The sequence below is a fragment of the Mycobacterium sp. genome (assembly GCF_019247635.1).
Classification (GTDB): Bacteria; Actinomycetota; Actinomycetes; order Mycobacteriales; family Mycobacteriaceae; genus Mycobacterium.
In genome coordinates this window covers 1-20,993 of record NZ_JAFBAR010000069.1, presented here as the reverse complement: position 1 = coordinate 20,993, position 20,993 = coordinate 1, and the positions used below count along the sequence as shown (strand labels likewise).

Below are 20,993 nucleotides of genomic sequence, written 5' to 3'. Positions count from 1 at the left end.
TTTGGCGCGTCTACCAATAAAGTCTTCTCGTGCTCAATCCGAAGCAGTGGGCAGTAGCTGTACACGGTTTCCTGAAAGCACGGTGACGGCGCATGGAGTTCCTGGTCAACATGACCACCCGCGTGCCCGACGGCACGTCGGATCACGAGGTGGACCAGGTCCGTGGCCGCGAGGCCGCACGAGCGCGCGAGCTGGCGGCGACGGGAAATCTGCTGCGCCTGTGGCGCCCACCGCTGCAGCCGGGTGAATGGCGCACGCTCGGGCTGTTCGCCGCGGGCGACGAAGACCAACTCGAGCGGGCCCTCGCCTCGATGCCGCTGCGGATCTGGCGCACCGACGAGGTCACGGTGCTCGGCGTCCATTCGAACGATCCGGCGTGCGCACGGATCGCCGCCAGACCCGGCCGGGGCCCGGAGTTCCTGGTGATGACGACCATCACCGTGCCCCCCGATACCCCGCAGGACCTGGTCGATGCCGCCGCCGCGCGCGAGGCCGACCGTGCCCGTGATTTGGCCGCGCGCGGACACCTGACGCGGCTATGGACGGTGCCCGCCGGGCCAGACGGTGCGCGCACCCTGGGGCTGTGGCGGGCCCGCGATCCCGGCGAGTTGATGGCCATCGTGGAATCGCTGCCACTTTCGGGTTGGATGACCATCGAGACCACCCCGCTGAGCCCGCATCCCAGCGATCCGATCCGGATGGGTTAGCCTGCGCCCGAATCGCCAAGTGCGGCAAGCGAAGCAAGCGCGCTCCGGGTGCGTCGCGTCGTGGTCAGCAGCGCGCGCGCCGCCAGGTCCGTCGGTTCCAACCGGCCCGATCGGGACACCTTGATGGGCGGTCGCACGTCGAGGCCCAATCGCCAGCGCACCTCGTCCAACACGCGGAACGGGATCAGCACCGACGGCTCGCGCAGTTTCCAGACCTCACAGCGTGGTGCCCGCGAACCGGTCGCTTTGAGGATTCCGTTCACCGCGCGCCGCGCCGCCTCGTTTGCGCCTTCCATCGTCGCCAAGTCGGTGTTGGTGCGGACGAAGTCGGCGGCGAGGAAAAGGTTGGGGATCCGGGTGACGGCGTCGGGCCGTTCTGCCCACGAGCCCTTCCTGTTGATCAGCAGTGGCTCGGCATTGGTCACCTCGCCCGGCCCCCCGAACTGGATGGCCGGATCGAGAAACCAATCGACCACGTTGGCCCATTCCAGGGAGCCGTCGTCGATGTGGGCGATGATCTGGGCCCACACCTCGGGGCCGATTTGTTCCTTCGAACAGTCCATGGCCCGTCTCTTCGTCACGGGATCGGGGGCATCCCAGTCGGAGACGTCGACGGAGAGAATCCCGTGGACCCGCCCGTTGCCGAAGTCTTCCAGGTGTACGTCATGCCAGAACTGGGCTTGGGAGATCGCGGTGAGTGCCCACGGGGAGTCGATGAAGATGATGTGACCGTGGACCAGCTTCCTGTCCTGGCGCAGATAGAACATCACGCCGTTCATCCAACGGGTTTCGAGCCTTCTGGCACCATCGAGGGCCGGCTCGGCACCGACCAGCTCGTCGGTGAGCAGGTCGCAAAACCGCTCCACGGGCAGCGCCGCCACGTAGTAGTCGGCGGTGATGCGTTCGGCACCATTGATGGTCACACCGCTGATGCGGGTTCCTTCGCAGTGGATTTCGGTGACCCCGCAGCCGGCGCGAAACGCGACGCCGCGGCTTTTCAGGTGCGAGATCCACGGGCGGATCCAGGCGTCATTGGTCGGCGCGTTCAGCACGCGATCGGCGTGCCCGCCGGGACGGGTCAAGTCAAACATCAACTGGCACAGGATCGAAGCGCCGGTGCGTGCCGATATTTCGTCTGCGCGCGCCGCGACAAGTGTGCGGGTTAACCCTGTTGCGAGGAACTTCTGGAAAGCCCGCGACTTGTGTTCGGCGTCGACGAATTCCCACCAGCTGAGCAGCTCCCACTGCTTTAACCGGCGCTCCTCGCACGAAGTGAGATACACCAGCAAGAGCTCGACGAGCTCGCCCGCTTCATCGGTGGGGATGCCGAGCCCGGTGCAGAGGGTCCAGATGAAGTCGAGGCCGACCTCGAGGTCGTCGAACGACGACGGAGCGCTACTGGGGGCGATGATTTCGTTGCGTCCATTATCCTGCGCCAGCATCATCCGGGTGGTCGGAACCAGATTGTCGAACACCGTCGATCGTGCGTACGGGATGCGCTTCATGGTGTCGGGGAGGTGCCGATAGAAGCCCGGGAAGAAACGGAATCCGTGCTCGGCGGGAAGATCCTTGCGCTTGGCCTTCCCGGTGCCTTTTCCGGTCCCGGGGTAGGGCATCGACCGGGCCTTGCCACCGAAGTCGTCGCGTCGCTCGTAAACGGTTACCGTGAAGCCTCGTTCGGCGAGCTCGTGGGCGGCACTGAGTCCGCCGACACCGCCGCCGAGTATCGCTACATTTGTCACGTTTGAAGGTTAGAGCCGAGGGCGCCGGGAGGCGATACTTGTGGGCATGTTGCCAACGCACCGGAGTCGGCGAAAGGCGCGCTTGGACGTCGACCTGAGCCGGATCGACACGGTAATCAACGATATTCAAGCGATCATCGACTGGTCTGAGCAGGCCGAGGACCCCATAGGCTACTTTGCCGCGCTCTACAAACGGGTGACGATAGCCATTCGCGGCGGCATCGAGGCCAACAGGTTCGAAGACGGGTCCCGGATGGTCGACTTCGACGCGTCATTCGCCGGCCGCTTCTTCGAGGCTGTCAAAGCCCACCGCGACGGCGGTAGGCCGACGCAGTCGTGGCAGACGGCGTTCAAACGCCGGGACGGGACCAAACCGCTCATTATCGTGCAGCACCTGATGACCGGGATCAACGCGCACATCGATCTCGATCTCGGCATCGTCGCGGCCGAGATTGGCGCCAAATCGTCACGGCCGTTGCATCGAGACTTCATCGCCATCAATACCATTCTGGCCAGCCAAGTTCCCGGTGTGCTCAAAGCGCTCGACCATATCTCGCCCGCCTTTGCGCGAAAGCGAAAATTGTTGAGACACAAGGATACTGACCTCGTCGACGGCGGACTCTCATTTTTCCGGGACGATGCATGGAGGTTTGCCTGCGTGCTGGACGCCGTGCCGCAGGCCGGCAGGGATGACGTGATCGGGGTTCGCGACGCGGCCTGCGCGTGTTTCGGAAGCTGGTACCTTCACCCGTCGCCGTTCGTGCCGATAATCCACGAAATCCTTGCAGAGGAACGATCCGACCAGGTCGCCGCGAACATCCGAGCGCTCGACGAGGTGGCGGACCGGCCGGCCGCGCTTCCGCGCAGGCTGTGGTGATATTCGACTGCCGGATCAGGTCAGCCCGTCGGTTCGCGCGATCTCGGTTCTGACCCGATGGGCCCACAGCGGTGTCCCCATCTGCTCGAACGCGCGCAACGCGGCACTCAGCGTCGCGGTTGCCTCGTGCTCACGGCCACGCCGATGTTGCATACGCCCTAGCACGACCTGAGTCCTTGCCCGTTCGAACGGCATTGGCAGCGCCTCGTGCTCGCTCATCGCCTGGTGCGCCATCCGCTCGGCCGCATCGATATCGCCCTTGGCCGCCAACCACATACTGCGACAACGAGCACCGACGGCCAGCAGCCAGGACCGGTTGCGCCTGCGGCCATTTCGCTCCAGCCAGTCGATCAGCGGCATGGCGTCGTCGAGACGGCCAAGCGCCACCATCGCTTCCACCGCATCGGGGACGTACCAGGCGTACCAGACCTCGGTTTCCGGGTTCGTGTCGAACGTCGACAGCAGCGGCGCCAGCGATGTCAACGCCGCGGCGTAATTACCCAGTGACACCTCGATGAATCCCAACGTCTTGGCGGGCCATTCGGCCATGCGTGGAGCGTTGGTCCGCTGGGCGGCCTCGATGACCGCGGCGGCGTCGGTCCGCGCTTCTGCGACCCGGCCGGCGTAGGCGTTGACCATCGCGCGGATCGTCAACGGGATGATCAGGATGCCTTGTCCGCCAAGCTGTTCAGCTCTTTCCACCGCATCCTCGGCATTCTGTGCGGCGCGGTCGAACTTACCCTGCCAAATCTCGATGAGCGCGCAGTATCCGGCGACGGCCATCAGATCGCGCTCCGCGCCGCGTTCCAGGAATCGCTGCCGAACCGCCTCCATTTCAGCGTGACCTTCGTCGAGGCGTCCGACCCCAGCCAAGATCAGCGCGTTGACCACGCTGGCGCGGAAGGTGACTGGGACATCGATGTCGCGGTCCTCGAGTTCCAGCGCCCGTCGCAGGGCGTCTTCGTCGAGTCCCGGGCCATGCTGGAAGCTTGCGTGCACCCAATTGGTGAGGGCCTGACTCGTAAGCGCGGCCACGCCGAGTTCCTCGGCCAGCGCGACGGCCTCTCGCGCATGGCGCAACGATTCATCGAATTCGCCGATGTGGAACTCGGCGTACGTCGATATCAACAAGGTTCGCACCCGCATCGCCGGCGCATCCTGAGCGTCCTCGAGCGCGCGCTTGAGCAGGTCCACCGCTTCCACATACCTGTTGTCGTAGATGCGGATTCCGGCCAGCAGATTCAGTGCGATTGCCCGCAAGGCGCCCGGCCGCAGCCGATCCATCACGGACTCCAAAGTCTCCCTTGCCTGTTCGGTGTTACCGGCCTCCCAGTGATGACCGGCCGACCGCATGCGCCGCGACGGCTTATCTCCACCGAGACTTATTGCCAGGTCCACCAATTCGGCCGCGGCCGCGGGTGCCCCCCGGGCCCTGGCCGCGCTTGCGGCGTCATCGAGCGCCTGCAGAATTTCGGGATCTGCGCTGACGGCGGCCAACGCGAGGTGTCTGGCCTTCAACTCGGGTTGGGTGACGACGTCCGCCAGAGCCCGATGTATGCGGCGTCGGCGCGCGGGCGCGGCCTCGGTGTACACGCCCCGCGCCAAGAGCGGGTGAGAAAACTGGACCCGGTTTCCGTTGATCGCGACGATCCCGTTGCTTTCGACGTCCTCGAGTAGCTCCGCGGCCCGCCCGACACTGCTACCGGTCGCCCGGGCGAGCTGCTCCACCGTCGGATCGGCCAGGCACGCCGCGGCCAACAGCATGTCGCGTACATCACCGTCCAGCCGACCAATGCGACGACGGACCAAGTCGGTGAGCGTTCGGGGCAACGATGGCTCGCCGCGTGTCGGTTCGTCTCTCATGGTGCGAGCCAATTCGAGGACGTAAAACGGGTTACCGTCGGAGATTTCGGCGATCCGCAGCAACTTCGACCGTGCCAGCGTTCGCCCCAGTTTCGTGGTGATGAGTGCGCGCACACCATCTAAACCCATGGGACCCAAATGAATGCGCTCAACGGCGTCGGACCGCCTGAGCTCCAGCCAGGACGTCGCGACGTCGGTGTCCGGCTCGGTCCGCTCGGCCAGCAACACGCCGACCGGACCGGTCATCCGCCGCACGGCAAAGGCCAGGGCTTCTCTGCTTGAGGTGTCAAGCCACTGAGCATCGTCGATCGCCAGCACTACCGGCGTCTCCATTGCCAGGTGTTCGATCACCGCCAGAAATGCGGCGGCGACCACACGTTGATCGGTAGCTGGACCCTCGCCGTCGGCGCGAAGCATGACACGGTCCAACGCGAGGCGTTGCAGGGGAGGCAATCGGTCGAAGACGTCCAGTTCGACGTCCCCGATCAAGTCGGCCAATGCCGCATACGCCAGCACAGACTCCGTCTCGCCCGCACGTGCCGAGAGCACCCGCGATCCATGATCGACCGCCTCGTCGAGTCCGGCCTGCCACAACGTCGTCTTACCGATGCCCGCCTCTCCCGAAATGACGAGACCGGAGACGCGTGCGCCCGCCGAGATCAAAAACCGCGTCACCGCCTTCAGCTCGGCCGAACGGCTCACCACATCGGCCGACGCGCGCCCGAATTCCTCCGGCCGAAGCTCCTGGGCGGTCCGCGGGGCCCGGGGCGAAGCGTTGTCCCGAACTGGCGGATGCGGTATGCCGCCGTCACCTTCAGCGCCGGGCAGGGCGGCGGCCACATTTCGGGCGGCGCGCGCCAAGTCCAAGGCGCTGGCATATCGCTCGTCGGGGTTTTTGGCCATGCCGGTCGCGATGACGTCGTCGAAGGCCACGGGCACCGAGCGGCGGACGCTCGACGGCCGCGGTGGCGGCGTTGACAGGTGGCCGACAAGCTGTTCCTCTACGCTGTCGCCGGGGTATGGGCAACTGCCGGTGAGGCATTCGTACAACACGCAGGCCAGCGAATAGACGTCTGAGCGAGCTTCCACGGGACCTCCGCCGAACCGCTCGGGGGCCATGTATTGCAACGTCCCGATGATGGCACCGGTGGTCGTCGAGCCCGCCCGGCCCGCGGCCCGCGCGATACCGAAATCGATCAGATAGGCGAAATCGTCGTCGGTGACCAGGATGTTGGACGGCTTGACGTCACGGTGCACCAACCCCGCGTTGTGGACACCCTGCAACGCCTTCGCTGCCTGTTCGATGATCAGCGCCGCGCGTCCGGGCTCCAGCGGTCCGGATGCGACGAGGGTGTGCAGATCGCAGCCGTTGATCAGCCGCATGTCCACGAAGAGCCGGCCTTCTATCTCCCCGTAGGTGTGGATCGGAACCACGTGTGGTTCGCTCAGCCGCGCGGCGGCGTGCGCCTCGCGGCGGAATCGCCTTTTGAACACGTCGTCCTGGGCAAAGTGCAGGGGGAGCAGCTTCAGCGCCACGACGCGGTCGGTGGCGGTGTCATACGCCCGCCACACTTCTCCCATACCGCCGCGGCCCAGCATCTCGATCAGCCGGTACTGCCCGAACGGCGTCCCCTTCACCGAGTCCTCCCAGGGCGACCGGCAAAATGTGCTTGCGCAACCATAGACCGCCATCGGCTGCAACCGCACGCTTCGAGCACCGCGTTCCCTCCGCCCGGGACTGCAAGCTGAGCAATTCCTGTGACTTAGCTGGCTGCGCGACCTACTATTTGCCCATGCCGCTCGCGGTGGGCGAGGTGTTTGCGGGATACACCATCCTGCGAGTGCTCGGTGCCGGAGGGATGGGCACGGTGTATTTGGCGCAGCATCCGCGGTTGCCACGTCGCGACGCCCTGAAGGTGCTGTCGGTCGATCTGACCGCCGATCCGCAGTTCCGGGCCAGGTTCGTGCGCGAAGCCGACATCGCTGCCAGCCTGTGGCACCCGAACATCCTGGGGATCCATGACCGCGGCGAGGTCGGTGATCAGTTCTGGATCTCGATGGATTTCGTGGGTGGTACCGATGGGGCCAGGTTATTGCGGGAGCGCTTTCCCGGCGGGATGCCGGTGGGGCTGGCGATGCAGATCATCACTGCCGTGGGCTCGGCCCTGGATCATGCGCATGATCGCGGCCTGCTGCATCGTGACGTCAAGCCGGCGAACATCCTGATCTCCGATCCGGGGTCGGAGGCGCAACGAGTGTTTCTGGCGGACTTCGGGATTGCGCGGCCAATGGAGGACACGGCGGGTCTGACCGCGACGAATGTTGCCATTGGTACGTTCGCCTATGCCGCTCCCGAACAGCTGATGGGCGAGCCGATCGACGGGCGTGCGGATCAGTATGCGTTGGCCTGCAGTGCTTTTCATTTTCTCGCCGGTGCGCCGCCGTTCGAGCATCCCAGCGCCGCGGCGGTCATCTCCAAGCATGTGCTGGCACCACCCCCGCCGATCGGCGGGCGCCGGCCTGAGCTCGCACCGCTGGAACCGGTGTTCAGTACAGCGATGGCCAAGAGGCCAGCCGACCGGTTCGCCCGCTGCCAGGACTTCACCGCGCATCTGCAACACGAATTGCTTCGGGGGGCAACCGGACTCGCGCGGCACAACCAAGTCGCTCCGGGTTCCACCATGCTGGACTACAAACCAAACCAATACACCCCACTCGCGCCTGTCAGCCCAGCACCGCTCGTACCACTCCCGCCGCCCCATGGCAAGCAGCCGCGGCGGCGCACCCCCGTGCTCGTGGGCGCCGTGCTGGGTGTCGCTTTATTGGTCGCGGCCGGGATCTATGCGGCCGTCAAGTTCACCGGGCGGCACGGTTCGCCGGCAGCCGCGCCGCCGACCAGCGCGGCGCCGACCAGCGCGGCGCCCAACACGGGTCCCTTCACCGGGACGTACCGGAGTGACTACAGCGAGTTCCTCGGCCCCGGCCTCGACGGTGGCCCAGTCAAGGGCTCGACGCCATCGACGGCCACCTGGGGCCTCCGCTCGGTGTGCCGTCCCACCGGGTGCGTGGCGACGGCGTCATACGTCAGCGGCGGAAAACCAGAGCTGCAGACGATGGTGTTCGACGACGTCGGCGGCAGCTGGCTGAGTGTCGGCCTTATTACCGACACGTGCCTCAACGCCGCCGCCGAGTTCTGGATGGTGGTGATCCTGCAGCCGCGTCCCGACGGGACGCTCTTCGGCGAAGCCACCAAGACCAGCGCCGGCGGCTGCTCGGTGAAGAGAACCGTCACCTTCACCCGCACCGGGGACGTCGACGTCAACAGCGTTGCCGACCCGGCGAGCCAGGCGCCGCGGGTCGTATCGCCGGCCGAGGCGCTACACGGCCGCTACCACGAGACGGTCGTCTCAGGAGCGAGCAAATATCAGCAGGACTGGGCCGTCCGCACCGACTGCCTGCGCACGGGCGAGCGCTGCATGACTTTTTTCCACGCTCCGCCCGATCAGGTCAAACCGCTGGTATTCGCCGACGGGAACTGGATCTTCGCCATCGCGGAAACCGAGAAGTGCCCAAGTGGCGACGCATCGGACCTGAAACGCAACGGCCAGTTCCCGCTGCCTCAACCGCTGCAGAATCCAATCACCTTGCTCACCGGACGCTTTCACCAGGAACAGAGTGGGTCCTGCGCCGGCAAGTTCGAAAACGACGATAAGTTCGAGCGCACCGGCGATTAGCGCCGGACTGCCCCGGACTAGCTCAAAGTGGCCGCGGCGGCTTCGGCGATGGCATCCAATACCTGGCCGCGTTTCCGCCACGCCTTCAGCTGCCGCATCGCCCCGTTACCGTGCGTCGCCACCCGGTCGAGTTCGGTTGCGACGCGGTCATATTCGCCGAGCCGATCCAGCGCCGGGCGCACCCGCCACACCAGCGCACGCAGATGCTCGTGCGCCGGCACCGCCCGACCGTGGAGCACATCAAGCGATTGCCCCGCCAACCCGTCGTGCGCAGCCTTCCAGTACGCGGCGCGCAGCGCGCCGGGCGGCAGGTCGTGCTGGGCGGGCGCATCACGGGCGGTCATGACGGCCGCCCTGATCAAGGTGGCCAGCAACACTGCCTCAGCGACCGTTGCCGGCACATCGGCCACCCGAACCTCGACCGTCGGGAAGTTCGACGACGGTCGCACGTCCCAATAGATCATCTTCCGGTCCAGAATCACTCCGGTGTCGACCAGCATGTCCGCTGTGCGGTCGTACTCCTCGGGGGAGGTGAAAAACGGCGGCGCGCCGGCGGCCGGCCAGCGTTGCCACAGGACGCTGCGCCAGCTCGCGTGGCCGGTGTCGGCGTTGCGATACAGCGCCGAATTGGCCGATAACGCGAGCAGGGCCGGCAGCCACGGCCGCAGCCAGTTGCTGGCGTGGATGGCCGCCGCTCGATCCGGCACCTGCACGTGCACGTGGCACCCGCAGATGCCCTGCTCGTGTGCGATCATCCCGTAGTCCTCGCCGATCCGCTGGTATCGCGGGGTTCCGGTCACCGGGAAGCTGTGCGGCGTGGTGGGCGGGAGCCCCAGGGCCAGTAGTTGAACGCCGTTGGCCTCGGCGGCTTGGCTCGCGACGCGGCGCAGCGCGGTGAGCTCGTCGCCGAGTTGTGCGCTGGTCGCCACCACGCTGGAAGTGGTTTCGACCTGGCAGCCGGCCAGCTCCAGCTGCAGGTCGACACCGCGTTGCTCGGCCGTTGCGGCCACCGCGGAGTTGCGGTGCACCGGTTCGCCAGTGCGCGGGTCGACGAGGAGGAACTCCTCTTCGACGCCGAAGGTCGGAAGATCGTCCATTTAACGGGGATTACCCTCGGTCAGATCGCGTACTCGCGCATAGTGCTTGAACACCGCGGGCGCCGCACCCGCCGCGTGTTCATCCGTCGGCGGAGGTTTCCATGCCGGCGGTCGCGGCGATCCGCTCAGCGCCCAGGCCGCCTGCCGCGCCGCTCCAAGTGCGACGTACTCCGCGGGAGCGGGCGTATGAACCGGCATCGCGAAGACCGTGGGGGCTATTTCGCGCAGCGCCCGTGACCGGGCGCCGCCGCCGATCAGCAAGATCCGTCGCGGGGTGACGCCGTGGGCGCTGAGGTGCGCCAGCCCGTCGGCCAGGGCGCACAGCAGACCCTCGATTGCGGCCCGCGCCAGGTTCTCCGGGGTCGCGTTCGATACCCGCAAACCGTGTAACGCGCCAGTTGCGTTGGGACGGTTGGGAGTCCGCTCGCCCGCCAAGTAAGGCACCATCACCAGGCCGTCGCTGCCCGGCGGCGCCGACAGGGCGAGTCGGGACAGCCCGTCGTGGTCGACCCGCAGCATCGCCGCGGCCGCGTCCAGCACGCGCGCGCCATTGAGTGTGCACACCAGCGGAAGATAGCGCCCGGTGCCGTCGGCGAATCCGGCTACCAAGCCGGCGTCGTCGTGGACCGGATCGGCGGCGACCGCACAGACAACCCCCGAGGTTCCGACCGAGACGATCACATCGCCCTCGTCGGCGCCCAGGCCGAGCGCCGCGGCGGCGTTATCGCCAAGACCGCACCGAATAGCATTGCGGTGCAGCTGATATGCGCTGCAGGACCGAGTACCTCCGGGAGGGTGGGACGGTGGCCACGCATGGCCAGTTCGAGCAGATCGATCCGGTACTTGTCGGTCGCGGCGTCGTAGTAACCGGTACCACTGGCGTCGCTGCGGTCGCTGGTCAGCGTCGCGACATCGCCTTCACCGCGCAGCCGCCAGGTCAGCCAGTCGTGCGGCAGGCAGACGGCCGCGGTGCGATCGGCGTTCCGTGGTTCGTTGTCGGCGAGCCAGCGCAGCTTCGACACCGTGATGGCGGCCAGCGGCACCAGGCCGACGGCTTGTGACCACGGGCCCGGCCCGCCGAGTTCGTCGACCAGCGCGCCCGCCGCGCCGGCCGACCGCACGTCGTTCCACAGCAGCGCGGGCCGTACCACCCGGCCCGAGTCGTCGAGACAGACCATACCGTGCTGCTGCGCAGCGACCGCGATCGCGTCGACGTCGTCCAAGCCACCGGCGGCCTCGATCGCTTCCCGGGCCGCACATTCCCATGCCGCCGGATCGATTTCGGTGCCGCCAGGGTGCTCGGCGCGACCCTGCCGGAGGGCCTCGCCGGTGTCCGCGTCGCACACCAGTACCTTGCAGGACTGGGTGGACGAGTCGATGCCGGCGACCAGTGTCACGAGTCCGCCTCTCCGAGAAGCGCTTTCAGCGTCGCACGGGCACCTTCGCGGTGCAACCGCTGTAACGTCTTTACGTACGGCTCCACGAAGCGGGGGTGGTCGACGAGATCGCCGAACACGGAACGGTTTTCCAGAAACGCTGTCGCATTGTCGCGCTGCGAGCGGGCGATCGGAACCAGCGTGGCCGCGAGGCCGTCCACCACCTCGATCGGCTGGCCCTGCTCGTCGACGCCCTCGGCGTAGCGTGCCCAGCTTGCCACGATCGCCGCCGACAGCCGCACCGGGCCGCCGGACCGGAGATTGTCGCGGACCACGGGGAGCAGCCACTTCGGGATGCGGTCGGAGGATTCGGCGCACAACCTGGCCACGGTGTCGCGGACATGCGCGTTGCCGAAACGCGGCAGCAGCCCGTCCTTGAACTCCGTCAGGCCCGGGATCTGCGTGAGCGTCGGCATCGCCTCGGAGTCCATGTAGCGCGTGAGGAATTCAGCGAACATCGGGTCTTGCGCGGCTTCGTGGACCAGGCGGTAGCCGGCCAGGTACGCGAAGTAGCACAGGCCCTGATGGCCCGCGTTGAGCAGCCGCAGCTTCATCGCCTCGTAGGGCGCCACGTCGTCGACAAGCCGGACGCCCGCCTTGTCCAGTGGCGGCCGGCCGTCGGCGAAATCGTCCTCGAGGACCCACATGGCGAATGGCTCGGCGGCGACCGGCCAGGCGTCCTGAACACCGAATTCGGCGTCCAGTCGTTCGACCACGTCCGGAGTGGTGGCCGGGGTGATCCGGTCGACCATCGAGTTGGGAAACTTGGTGTTTGCTCGCATCCATTGTGCGAGTCCAGGATTGGAGCATTCGGCGAATGCGGTAAAGGCCTGCCGTGCCACGTGGCCGTTTCCGACGATGTTGTCGCACGACACGATCGTCGGTGAGGGCAGGCCCCGCCCGCGACGCCGATTCAGGGCCTGGGTGACCAATCCGAAGGCGTCGCTCAGCGGCTGGTGGTATCCACCCTCGGTGATGGTGAGCGAGATGATCCGGACGGCCGGATCGGCGAGCAACTCTGTCACTGCCTCGGGATCGTCTGGCGCATAACGGAAGTCGACGATCGAGCCGATGACCCTCGGTTCTCGGGTGCCGTCGGGGTGTTCGAGGATCAGCGTGTACAGGTAGTCCTGGCTACGCAGCGCGTCGCGCATGCGCCGATCACCCGGCAACACGCCGACGCCGCAGATTCCCCAGTCCGGGGCGACTCCGTCGTTGAACAGCCGGTCGATGTACATGGCCTGGTGAGCGCGGTGGAAGCCGCCGACCCCGAAATGCACTATGCCGACGCTGATCTGGCTGCGGTCATACGTCGGGACCGGGATTCCGAGAGCGCCCAGGTTGTGTGCGTTCAGCTTCACGTGAGTGCCATCTGCGCATCGGCCATCTCTCCATCATCGTCGTTGTTTGCAGGCTTCACACGCAGATCGCCGTGCACTTGGTGAGAATACGACGAGGCGGTTACCTCGGCGCCGATGTCCGCGTACAGTTCGACAAGGATCGCAGCCGGGCGTGCCGGTTGGGTTCCGCGGAAAAGCCACGACGACAGGAATATCCGATGTCTGATTACCCAGGTGGCTTCAACCCACCAGACCAGAACCCACCGAACCAGAACCCCCAATGGGGGCCTAACCCCGGTGGCGAAGGCGGCTACAACGCCCCACCGACGCACGGCCAGCCGCAGGGCGGTTATGGCCAGCAAGCTCCGCCGCCCGGGTATCAGTTCCCCGGTGCCGGCGCGGGCGGCTCAGTGGCGTCCCTCGACCTCGGCGCGATAACGCCCGGCGGACTCATGGCCGCGGTGGGGGGTCTGCTCTATTTCATCCTCAGTTTCTGCCCGTGGTACGCCGTCGACGTCTTGTATATCCACGTGTCCGTCAATGCGTGGCATGAATCCACCGGGATGTTGAGCGCGCTGATCTTTCTGCTCGTTGCGGTCGCCTTCGGCGTCAAGGCGCTCAAAGTCCTTCCGGCGAACATCCCGCTGGAGATCATTGCGCTCGCGCTCGCCGGACTCGGCGATCTCCTCTTTCTTATCGCGTTTCTCGCTGTACCGAACGGCGCTTCCCGGGATTGGGGCATGTGGATCGCTCTGTTGGCGGCGTTGGTCATCACTGCGGGTGCCGTGCTGCAATTCCTCAAGGCCGGCGGGATCGCTTCGGCGCAGCGGAGTTTGGGCATGATCCAACAGCGCGCCGCCGGGCCGCAAGGCAACTACCCGCCCGGCGCGCAGCCGCCGCATTCCGGCGGATATCCCCAGCAACCGGGCGGCTACCCGCAGCAACCGGGCGGCTACCCGCCGCCGGGCGATTACCCGCCTCAGGGCGGTTACCCACCGCCGGGCAGCGCTGGCTGAGCCAGCGGGTTAAACCCTCGGTCTGTGGCGTACCCGCGCTCCCCGCGGGATGGCGGCCCAGCGGAACCACATCGCTGAGCCTGCACCGCAAAGATCCGACCCGGACGGGTTAGCTACGAGCCTGAAAAAACTACGCCGATCGGCTGGGCCCGATTTCTTATCCGCAGTGCTGCGAGCTCGCCGTCACCAGGCTGAATCTTTGTCCGACGCGCTGGATGCCTGGGGGTGAAACGGTGTTAACTTGATGCCTCGGGCTCCGATGCTATCGAGTGGAGGATGGCGATGTCCTATCTGGTGGCGGTCCCCGAATACCTGGCTTCGGCCGCGTCGGATCTGGCCGGGATCGGCTCGTCGGTGAGCACCGCGAATGCTGCGGCAGCGTCCCCGACAACGGCGATGCTGGCGGCTGGCGCCGATGAGGTGTCGGCCGGGGTGGCGTCGGTGTTTTCCGGCTATGGGCAGGCCTTCCAGGAGCTCGGCGCCCAGGCGGCGGCGTTTCATGCACAGTTCGTGCAGGCCCTCAATTCGAGTGGGCTCGCCTATGCCGGCACCGAGGTTGCCAACTTTAGGCAGAGCCTTGCCGGCGCGCTAGTCCCAGGATCGGCGTCCTCAGCGCAGTCGCTCGATCCCATCGAGAGGCTGACCGGGCGACCGCTCATCGGCAACGGCACCCCTGGGGCCGCGGGGACGGGGCAAAACGGCGGGGCCGGCGGGTGGCTGATTGGCAACGGCGGCGCCGGCGGGTCCGGAGCGAGCAGTTCGATCGTGCTCGGCGGCAACGGCGGCAACGGCGGCAATGGCGGGGCCGGTGGGCTGTTCGGCTCCGGTGGCTCCGGCGGCGCCGGCGGCACTGGCAGGACCGGGACCGGCGGGAACGGCGGTAGCGGGGGCGCCGGTGGGCTGTTTGGCAACGGCGGCCCCGGCGGCACGGGCGGGTTCGGTGTCGCCGGTGGGGGCGGCGGTAACGGCGGCTCGGCCACGTTCTTCGGTGCCGGCGGGGTCGGCGGCACCGGTGGATTCGGGGCAACCGGCGGGGGTGGGGACGGTGGGGCCGGCGGCAACGGCGGAGTGCTCTACGGCGCCGGCGGCGCCGGCGGGGACGGCGGGGTCGGCTTCAGCAACATCACGGGCGGTAACGGCGGTGATGGCGGTAGCGGCGGCAGGGGAGGCGGACTGATCGGCAACGCCGGTGAAGGCGGGGCCGGCGGCCAGTCCGTAGGGGCTGCCCGCGGCAACGGTGGCGACGGTGGCAACGGCGGCAACGCGACGCTGGGCGCCGGCGGCAATGGCGGCAATGGCGGCCTCAGTGATTCCGGGAACCCGGGCGCCCCCGGCGCCCCCGGCTCGGGGTTGCTGGGCCCGTCCCTCAGTGTCGGCATCACGGGGGTCTAACTAACGCGGCCAGCTTCGGACCGGCTGAGCCACCGGTTTGACAGCTCGAACTCAGCGCGCACCTAGCTCCTCCTCATCGAGGGCGAGTTAACTCAGACCATCGCTGCCAGACCGACTGCCCAGGGTAAACCTTCTTTGAAATGCACCTGGAGTCTGTCGGTCGGACAACGATACGATTTGCTATTCGGCGACCGTCGGGTGGTCGCCGCGTCGTTCGGAGGTCGCTATGTCCTTTGTGTTCGCGGTACCGGAATACGTGACGGCGGCGGCCTCGGATTTGGCCAATGTCGGATCGACGATCAGTTCGGCCAACGCGGCGGCGGCGGCCCCGACATCGTCGGTGCTGGCCGCGGGCGCAGATGAGGTTTCGTCGGCCGTCGCGACGCTGTTCGGCGCGCACGCGGAGGCCTACCAGGCGGTCAGCGCTCAGGCGGCGGAATTTCACCAGCAATTTGTCCAACTGCTGAATGCGGGCGCGGGCTCGTATGCAAATGCCGAGGCCAACAGTGCCGCTGCTCTGCAGAGCGCGTCGCAGGATCCCCTCAGCGGAATCAATGCGGCCTTCGACTCGCTGCTGGGACGCCCGCTGATCGGCGACGGTGTCAACGGCACCGACGGGACCGGCGCCAATGGCCAGAATGGCGGGCTGCTGTGGGGCAACGGCGGCAACGGCGGGTCCGGCGGCCCCGGCCAGAACGGCGGGAGCGGCGGGAGCGGTGGGTTTTTGGGTGGCAATGGCGGCAATGGCGGTGCCGGCGGGTCCATTAACAACAACGGCCAGGCTGGATTTGGCGGCGACGGCGGCAGCGCCGTCGGACTTTTCGGCAATGGTGGCGCCGGCGGCCCCGGTGGGGCCGCTGTTTTGGGCGTCGCCGGCGACGGTGGCTTCGGCGGCAGCGGCGGGATCTTGTTAGGCAACGGCGGGGCCGGTGGGATCGGGGGGAACGGCTTCGTTGCCGGCTACGGCGGTTACGGTGGCGACGGGACTGGCATGCTCTACGGCCTGGGCGGCGCCGGGGGCGCCGGCGGGTCTAGCCTCACCTTCGCCAACGGGGTCGCGGGCATCGGCGGGAACGGCGGCAGCGGCAACATCTTGTTCAACCTGATCAGCACCGGGGCGGACGGCGGCGCCGGCGGGGCGGCGGTGGGCGCCAACAACATCGGCGGCCAGGGCGGCCAGGGTGGTGGCGGCGCGGGCATGCTCTGGGGCATCGGCGGCAACGGCGGAGCCGGCGGGGCCGCCCTAGATAGCGGCGGCACCGGCGGGCCTGGCGGATACGGCGGCGACGGCGGCGCCTACTTCGGCATGGGGGGTGCTGGCGGCAGTGGCGGTGCCGCGGTCGGCCCCGCGGGTCGCGGCGGGGTTGGCGGACTCGGCGGCTTCGGTGGCATCCTCTTCGGAGTCGGCGGCGTCGGCGGCAACGGCTTCGGCGCGGCCGACTTGGCTTTCGGCGGCAACGGCGGCCAGGGCGGCTACGGCGGCCTGCTCTTCGGCATCGGGGGCAACGGTGGTAACGCGGGCATCGGCGCCACCCCGGGCATCGCCGGCCCCGGTGGCTTCGGTGGGTTGATACTTTTCGGTCCAAACGGCTCGCCAGGGTCTAGTGCGTAGGAAGAGCGTGGGCGAAACCCTCGACGCGCGCCTACCATGGTTGTTGCGTCTGTCGGGGGAGCGCTCAGTAGCTGGGTGGTGATGACGCGTGGGGAGGGGCAGTGGACGTCGTGCTTGGGGTGTCGATGGACACCACCGTAATCAAAATGGTTGTGCTGGAAGGTGATTGCGTTGACGGGGCTACCGTCGACCAAGACAGCTTCGACGCCGAAGTCACCGAGCCTGACGACGCGACGGCGGCCGCTCAAGTCCTTTCGGCCATCCTGGGCACACGGGAGGGTGCTGCCGAGGCGGGCCACGCGCTGACATCCACCGGGGTGGTGTGGCGCGACCCCGCGGAGGCCGCAGCCCTGTGCGACGCGCTGGCCAGGTACAAGGTCGAGAACGTCTTTTTGGTGTCGGCGTTTGTCGCGGCGGCCGCATTGGCCCGGGCCGCCGGGTACGCCACCGGTTGCAGCCGCACGGCGATGCTGCTCGTCGAGCCGGAATCCGCGACCCTGGGCATCGTCGACTCCGAAACCGGTTCCGTCACCACGGTCTGCACTGAAGCGCTGCACTCCTGCGCGCCCGATTCCTCCGACGTCGTCGACCAGATGGCCGACATGGTCACGAGCTGTGAGACGTTGCCGGTACGCCCCGAGCGTCTGTTCGTCGTGGGTCACGGCGTGGACGTCGACGCGCTCACCTCGGCCCTGGAGGCGACGACGCGGCTGCGGGTGAGTGTGCCTGAGGAGCCGGCGATGGCGCTGGCCCGCGGGGCGGCGCTGGCCGCTGTGAACGAGCGGTCGGTCGACTCGACCGACGCGGCGCTGGCGTACTCGGAGGATTCCGGCCTCGACATGGTGGATCTGTACCTCAGCATTGCCGAGCCTGCCGATCACGATTCCGAACCGATCGCTTACAGCCGTGTCTCCGACCCCGAGGACGACACCGACACCGTCCTGATGGAACGGTTCGTCGATGCAACGCCGGACAAGGCCGAGCGGCGCTCCCGACCCTTGGCGCTTGTCGGCAGCGTGGTGGCGGCGGTCATCGTCGTGTCGGCGGTGGCGCTCGAGGCCGCGATGGCACTCAGTGTCCGCACAACCGTCGCCTTGCAACCCATCCCGCAGCAGCAGTTGATCGTGCCGACGCAGTCTGCGCCGCCGGCCGAGGAATCACCCGTGCGGGCGGTGCAGGCAGCCAGCCCATCTGCCCAGCGTGCGCCGCAGCCGGTGTCCGACGTGCCCAACCGTGTGGTCAACGCCCCGAGCACGCCAGCCGCCGCGGCCCCCGCTCCGGCCACCGGGCCGGCACCGGCGTCGCCGCCCGGGGATCCATTGTCGATCCTGTTTCCATCGCCTGCGCCCCAGGCTCCAAATGTGGGGCTGCCGGTGAATCCGCCTGCGTTGGGCATCCCGGCCGTGCCCGGTGTTCAGGTGCCGGGCGTGCCAGTGTTCGCACCCGTCTCACCCCCGCAGATAGGGGCGGCCCCGGTCCCTGTGCAGCTGCCGGCGGCGCCGTCGGTGCAATTGCCCGTACCCCCCTCCGTGCAGCTACCGTCGTTGCCGTCGGTGCAGCTACCCGCGCCGCCGTCGGTGCAGCTACCCGCGCCGCCTTCGGTCCATTTGCCATCGCCGCCGTCGGTGCAGTTGCCGTCGCCGCCGTCGGTGCAGCTACCCGCGCCTAAACTGCCGGCGCCGCAGGTCCAGGTGCCCACCCCGCAGGTCCAGCTGCCCACTGTGCCGGCGCAGCCGGCGGCGCCGCAGTTCCAGTTCCCCAAGCCTGCAATACAACTTCCCGGCGCGCCGGCACCGCAGGCGCCCCAGCTACCCACGTTGCAGCTGCCGCTGCCGAAAGGATTTCCGGGCTCCGGGCATTGATCCCGCGCGGGGTGTCGGCCATGACGTGCCGGCCAGGACCATCCACGTCGCTCGCTGATGACCGCTGCGGCCGACGCGGTCACCGACCGCCAGCCGAAACATTCGCGACCAAATCAAATCAGGTACCGGCGACGAGCGCGCGGGCGTCCTTCATCAACAACATCAAGTGCAGCTCATCAGTCGGGGACGGCACGAACTCGAAGCGGGCGTAAAAGGAGCGGGCCTCGACGTGGAGCGCGTGCACAAGGATCGCCCGCACACCGATCGAGTCCGCCGCCTGGGCACAGCGCGCGATCGCATCACGCAGCAGATGCTTGCCCAGTCCCTTGGCCCGCTCTTTGCGATCAACAGCCAGTCGGGACAGCAGGATCACCGGCACCGGGTCGGGCATATTGCGTCGGACCTTGCCGGGAGCATCGCCGCGTGTAACGGCCCCAGACGCCAGGGCGTAGAAGCCGACTACCCGGCCATCGCGGCACGTCACGAAACAGCGCGACGCACCTTGGATGTGGTTAGGCAATGCGCGGTTGCGCAAGTACTCGTTAAGGCTGGGTTCGCCGCAGTCGAAGTCGGCGATGTTGTCGGCTTCGCTGATCGGACGCGGCGCGCTGTAGGCGCTCACGCTTCAGGGGCGAAAATGGACCGCTCAGCGAACAGCTTCTCTAGGCGTGGATGGTGTGACACCGGCCGATCCAGCGCGGCCAGGAACTCGGTCCACGCCGCATCATCGAGCACGAACAGACGGCGGTCGGCTAGCACGTCGCGGGCGTGCGCCAGCGCCGCCGTGACTGTGAAATTGGTGAGATCGGTCCCCTCGATCTCAGCGGCACGACGAATCAACGCGTCCTGCTCGGGGGTCAGGCGCGCTGCAAGACGCTCAGTCTTTCGCTCAGCCTTGAGGGGCAGGTCGCTCCGTGCAGCCTTGGGTTTCGGGTGAGTCCGTCTCTTAAATTCAAAACTTTCAGTCGTCCGCTCACCCTCGGTAGCCATACCAGGGATTGTGTGCCTAATAGGCGTACAAGTCAACGGCAACCGTGCTGCCGTAACGGACTACGGCCCCCCTTCTCGGCTTGGGAACTTATTTCCACGTCGAATCTCTACCGCGGCTGGTGACCACCGGCCGCCTATTGGGCCTGCGATCGACGGCATTGTTGGCCAATTGACGTGCGCGGATGCCTAGAATGACGTGCACTGCGGTAGCAGTCCGTTAAGCAAAGACAGGACATCCGCGTGAGGTCTTCAACCGGCCTATCTGATGTCGGCGCCCACCGGCCGTTCACTCCGCCGATCCGTGGGCGGGCGGGCGAGCTGAAATTGATCGGCGCGCTAGTTACCGCGGTGGCGGAGGGCCGCGGGAGTGTGCTGGTCATTGAGGGCCCTCCGGGCATTGGCAAGAGTCGGTTGCTGACGGAGGTGTTGGCGCTGGCCGACAAGTGCGGGGTGCGCACTTTGTTAGGCGAGGCGTTCGAGTATCAGCAGACGGTGCCGTTTTTCTCGCTGTTTATGGCCACTTTGCGCGCCGATCCCCCGGTCGGAGATGTTGAGGCGCTGCGCCGGCTGGGCAGCTCGGCGGATCTGCGCTTCTGGGTAGTGCACGATCTGGCCGACGCGATACGTGTCGCGGCCGCCCGCACGCCGCTGGCGATCGTGTTGGAGGACATTCACTGGGCCGATAACGGCACGCTGTTGGCGCTGCGGTCGCTGGCCACCGGGGATCCGGGTGTGCCAGTGCTGTGGGTTGTGACCGCGCGCAGCGGGGCTGGCGGACCTGGGGTCCAGGAAACCTTGTCGGTGCTGCAACGCGCGAACGCCACATTTGTGCGATTGGCGACCATAACAGCGGACGCGGTCGCCGACATGGTCCAGGATGCCGTGCGCGCCAAGGCCGAAGAGTCGCTGCTGAATCTGGCCGCCAAGGCCTACGGAAATCCCTTTCTCGTCACCGAGCTGGTGGGGGGTCTTGGCGAGGAGGGCCGACTCAGCGTCAGCGGCGGGCGCGCAATCGTCAGCGGAGACGGGCTCCCGCGACGGCTGGGCGTAACCATGCGGCAACGACTGGACCTGCTGTCGGCTGGTGCTTCGGAAATGGTGCGGGTGGCGGCGGTGCTCCCGGATCGGTTTTCGGCGGGGTTGCTGGCCGCAATGCTGGACCGTCAGCCGGCGTCGTTGCTGTCGCCGCTCGAGGAGGTGGTGCGCGCCAATCTTTTCGTCGAAGACGGTGAGCAGCTTCGGTTTCGGCATGACTTGCTGCGCGATTGCACCCGGAAGTCGTTGCCGCAGTCGCTGCGGCGGGCGATGGAGCGCCAGGCGGCGTC

At 67.4% G+C, this 20,993-nt stretch carries 13 protein-coding genes and 2 pseudogenes; 8 read left to right on the top strand and 7 right to left on the bottom strand.

Annotation, left to right across the window (positions count from 1 at the left end; all coding sequences use genetic code 11):
- Window positions 1–92 precede the first annotated feature (92 nt).
- On the top strand, window positions 93–707 hold the full coding sequence (locus JO236_RS09990; RefSeq protein ID WP_293328109.1) for a muconolactone Delta-isomerase family protein: 615 nt from the start codon (window positions 93–95) through the stop codon (window positions 705–707).
- Here the strand turns inward: JO236_RS09990 and JO236_RS09985 are convergent.
- Complete coding sequence (locus JO236_RS09985) at window positions 704–2,449, bottom strand: hydroxysqualene dehydroxylase (protein ID WP_293328106.1); 1,746 nt, start codon at window positions 2,447–2,449, stop codon at window positions 704–706. The genes JO236_RS09990 and JO236_RS09985 overlap by 4 nt on opposite strands.
- An 82-nt stretch (window positions 2,450–2,531) precedes the next feature.
- Between JO236_RS09985 and JO236_RS09980 the strand changes: the two genes are divergently transcribed.
- The gene (locus JO236_RS09980; protein WP_293328103.1) at window positions 2,532–3,326 is read left to right on the top strand and encodes a DUF5995 family protein; all 795 of its coding nucleotides are present in this window, start codon (window positions 2,532–2,534) and stop codon (window positions 3,324–3,326) included.
- Window positions 3,327–3,341: 15 nt separating this feature from the next.
- On the opposite strand, the gene JO236_RS09975 is transcribed toward JO236_RS09980, so the two are convergent.
- Window positions 3,342–6,827: a serine/threonine-protein kinase gene (locus JO236_RS09975; protein WP_293328100.1), complete on the bottom strand. Its 3,486-nt coding sequence runs from the start codon at window positions 6,825–6,827 to the stop codon at window positions 3,342–3,344.
- A 155-nt stretch (window positions 6,828–6,982) separates the two neighbouring features.
- Here JO236_RS09975 and JO236_RS09970 point away from each other — a divergent pair, with 155 nt between their 5' ends.
- A complete protein-coding gene (locus JO236_RS09970; protein WP_293328097.1) occupies window positions 6,983–8,923 on the top strand; it encodes a serine/threonine-protein kinase in 1,941 nt (646 codons plus the stop codon).
- Between the two features lie 17 nt (window positions 8,924–8,940).
- Here JO236_RS09970 and JO236_RS09965 read toward each other — a convergent pair whose 3' ends face one another.
- The 3 genes and pseudogenes from JO236_RS09965 to JO236_RS09955 form a co-directional block, all read right to left on the bottom strand.
- Entirely contained in the window at window positions 8,941–10,020 is a 1,080-nt protein-coding gene (locus JO236_RS09965; protein ID WP_293328094.1) for a glutamate--cysteine ligase, read from the bottom strand.
- A pseudogene (locus JO236_RS09960) lies at window positions 10,021–11,417 on the bottom strand (xylulokinase). It lies immediately after the preceding gene.
- Window positions 11,414–12,817: a mannitol dehydrogenase family protein gene (locus tag JO236_RS09955; protein ID WP_293328091.1), complete on the bottom strand. Its 1,404-nt coding sequence runs from the start codon at window positions 12,815–12,817 to the stop codon at window positions 11,414–11,416. Before JO236_RS09955 ends, JO236_RS09960 begins: the two are co-directional and overlap by 4 nt.
- Window positions 12,818–13,014: 197 nt before the next feature.
- Here JO236_RS09955 and JO236_RS09950 point away from each other — a divergent pair, with 197 nt between their 5' ends.
- The 4 genes from JO236_RS09950 (at window position 13,015) to JO236_RS09935 (ending at window position 18,678) form a co-directional block, all read left to right on the top strand.
- The gene (locus tag JO236_RS09950; RefSeq protein WP_293328088.1) at window positions 13,015–13,812 is read left to right on the top strand and encodes a hypothetical protein; all 798 of its coding nucleotides are present in this window, start codon (window positions 13,015–13,017) and stop codon (window positions 13,810–13,812) included.
- A 282-nt stretch (window positions 13,813–14,094) separates the two neighbouring features.
- A complete protein-coding gene (locus JO236_RS09945) occupies window positions 14,095–15,204 on the top strand; it encodes a PE family protein (protein WP_293328085.1) in 1,110 nt (369 codons plus the stop codon).
- 226 nt (window positions 15,205–15,430) lie between these two features.
- Window positions 15,431–16,816, top strand: coding sequence for a PE family protein (locus tag JO236_RS09940; RefSeq protein WP_293328082.1), 1,386 nt, complete (start codon window positions 15,431–15,433; stop codon window positions 16,814–16,816).
- Between the two features lie 101 nt (window positions 16,817–16,917).
- A complete protein-coding gene (locus JO236_RS09935) occupies window positions 16,918–18,678 on the top strand; it encodes a hypothetical protein (RefSeq protein ID WP_293328079.1) in 1,761 nt (586 codons plus the stop codon).
- 118 nt (window positions 18,679–18,796) lie between these two features.
- On the opposite strand, the gene JO236_RS09930 is transcribed toward JO236_RS09935, so the two are convergent.
- Together JO236_RS09930 and JO236_RS22505 are read right to left on the bottom strand one after the other, a co-directional pair.
- Window positions 18,797–19,300, bottom strand: a complete 504-nt coding sequence (locus JO236_RS09930) for a GNAT family N-acetyltransferase (RefSeq protein WP_293328076.1) — start codon at window positions 19,298–19,300, stop codon at window positions 18,797–18,799.
- Window positions 19,297–19,728, bottom strand: a pseudogene (locus tag JO236_RS22505) (DUF1778 domain-containing protein); the annotation flags it as partial. The gene JO236_RS09930 and the pseudogene JO236_RS22505, both read right to left, overlap by 4 nt.
- 180 nt (window positions 19,729–19,908) lie before the next feature.
- On the opposite strand from JO236_RS22505, the gene JO236_RS09920 reads away from it, so the two are divergent.
- The coding region (locus JO236_RS09920; RefSeq protein ID WP_293328074.1) for an ATP-binding protein at window positions 19,909–20,993 on the top strand (1,085 nt) is incomplete at its 3' end.

Bases quoted from the DNA above. Each gene is read 5' to 3' on its own strand.
- JO236_RS09940 (WP_293328082.1), top strand. From the start codon at position 15,431: ATGTCCTTTGTGTTCGCGGTACCGGAATACGTGACGGCGGCGGCCTCG.
- JO236_RS09965 (WP_293328094.1), bottom strand. From the start codon at position 10,020: ATGGACGATCTTCCGACCTTCGGCGTCGAAGAGGAGTTCCTCCTCGTC.
- JO236_RS09950 (WP_293328088.1), top strand. From the start codon at position 13,015: ATGTCTGATTACCCAGGTGGCTTCAACCCACCAGACCAGAACCCACCG.
- JO236_RS09990 (WP_293328109.1), top strand. From the start codon at position 93: ATGGAGTTCCTGGTCAACATGACCACCCGCGTGCCCGACGGCACGTCG.
- JO236_RS09970 (WP_293328097.1), top strand. From the start codon at position 6,983: ATGCCGCTCGCGGTGGGCGAGGTGTTTGCGGGATACACCATCCTGCGA.
- JO236_RS09945 (WP_293328085.1), top strand. From the start codon at position 14,095: ATGTCCTATCTGGTGGCGGTCCCCGAATACCTGGCTTCGGCCGCGTCG.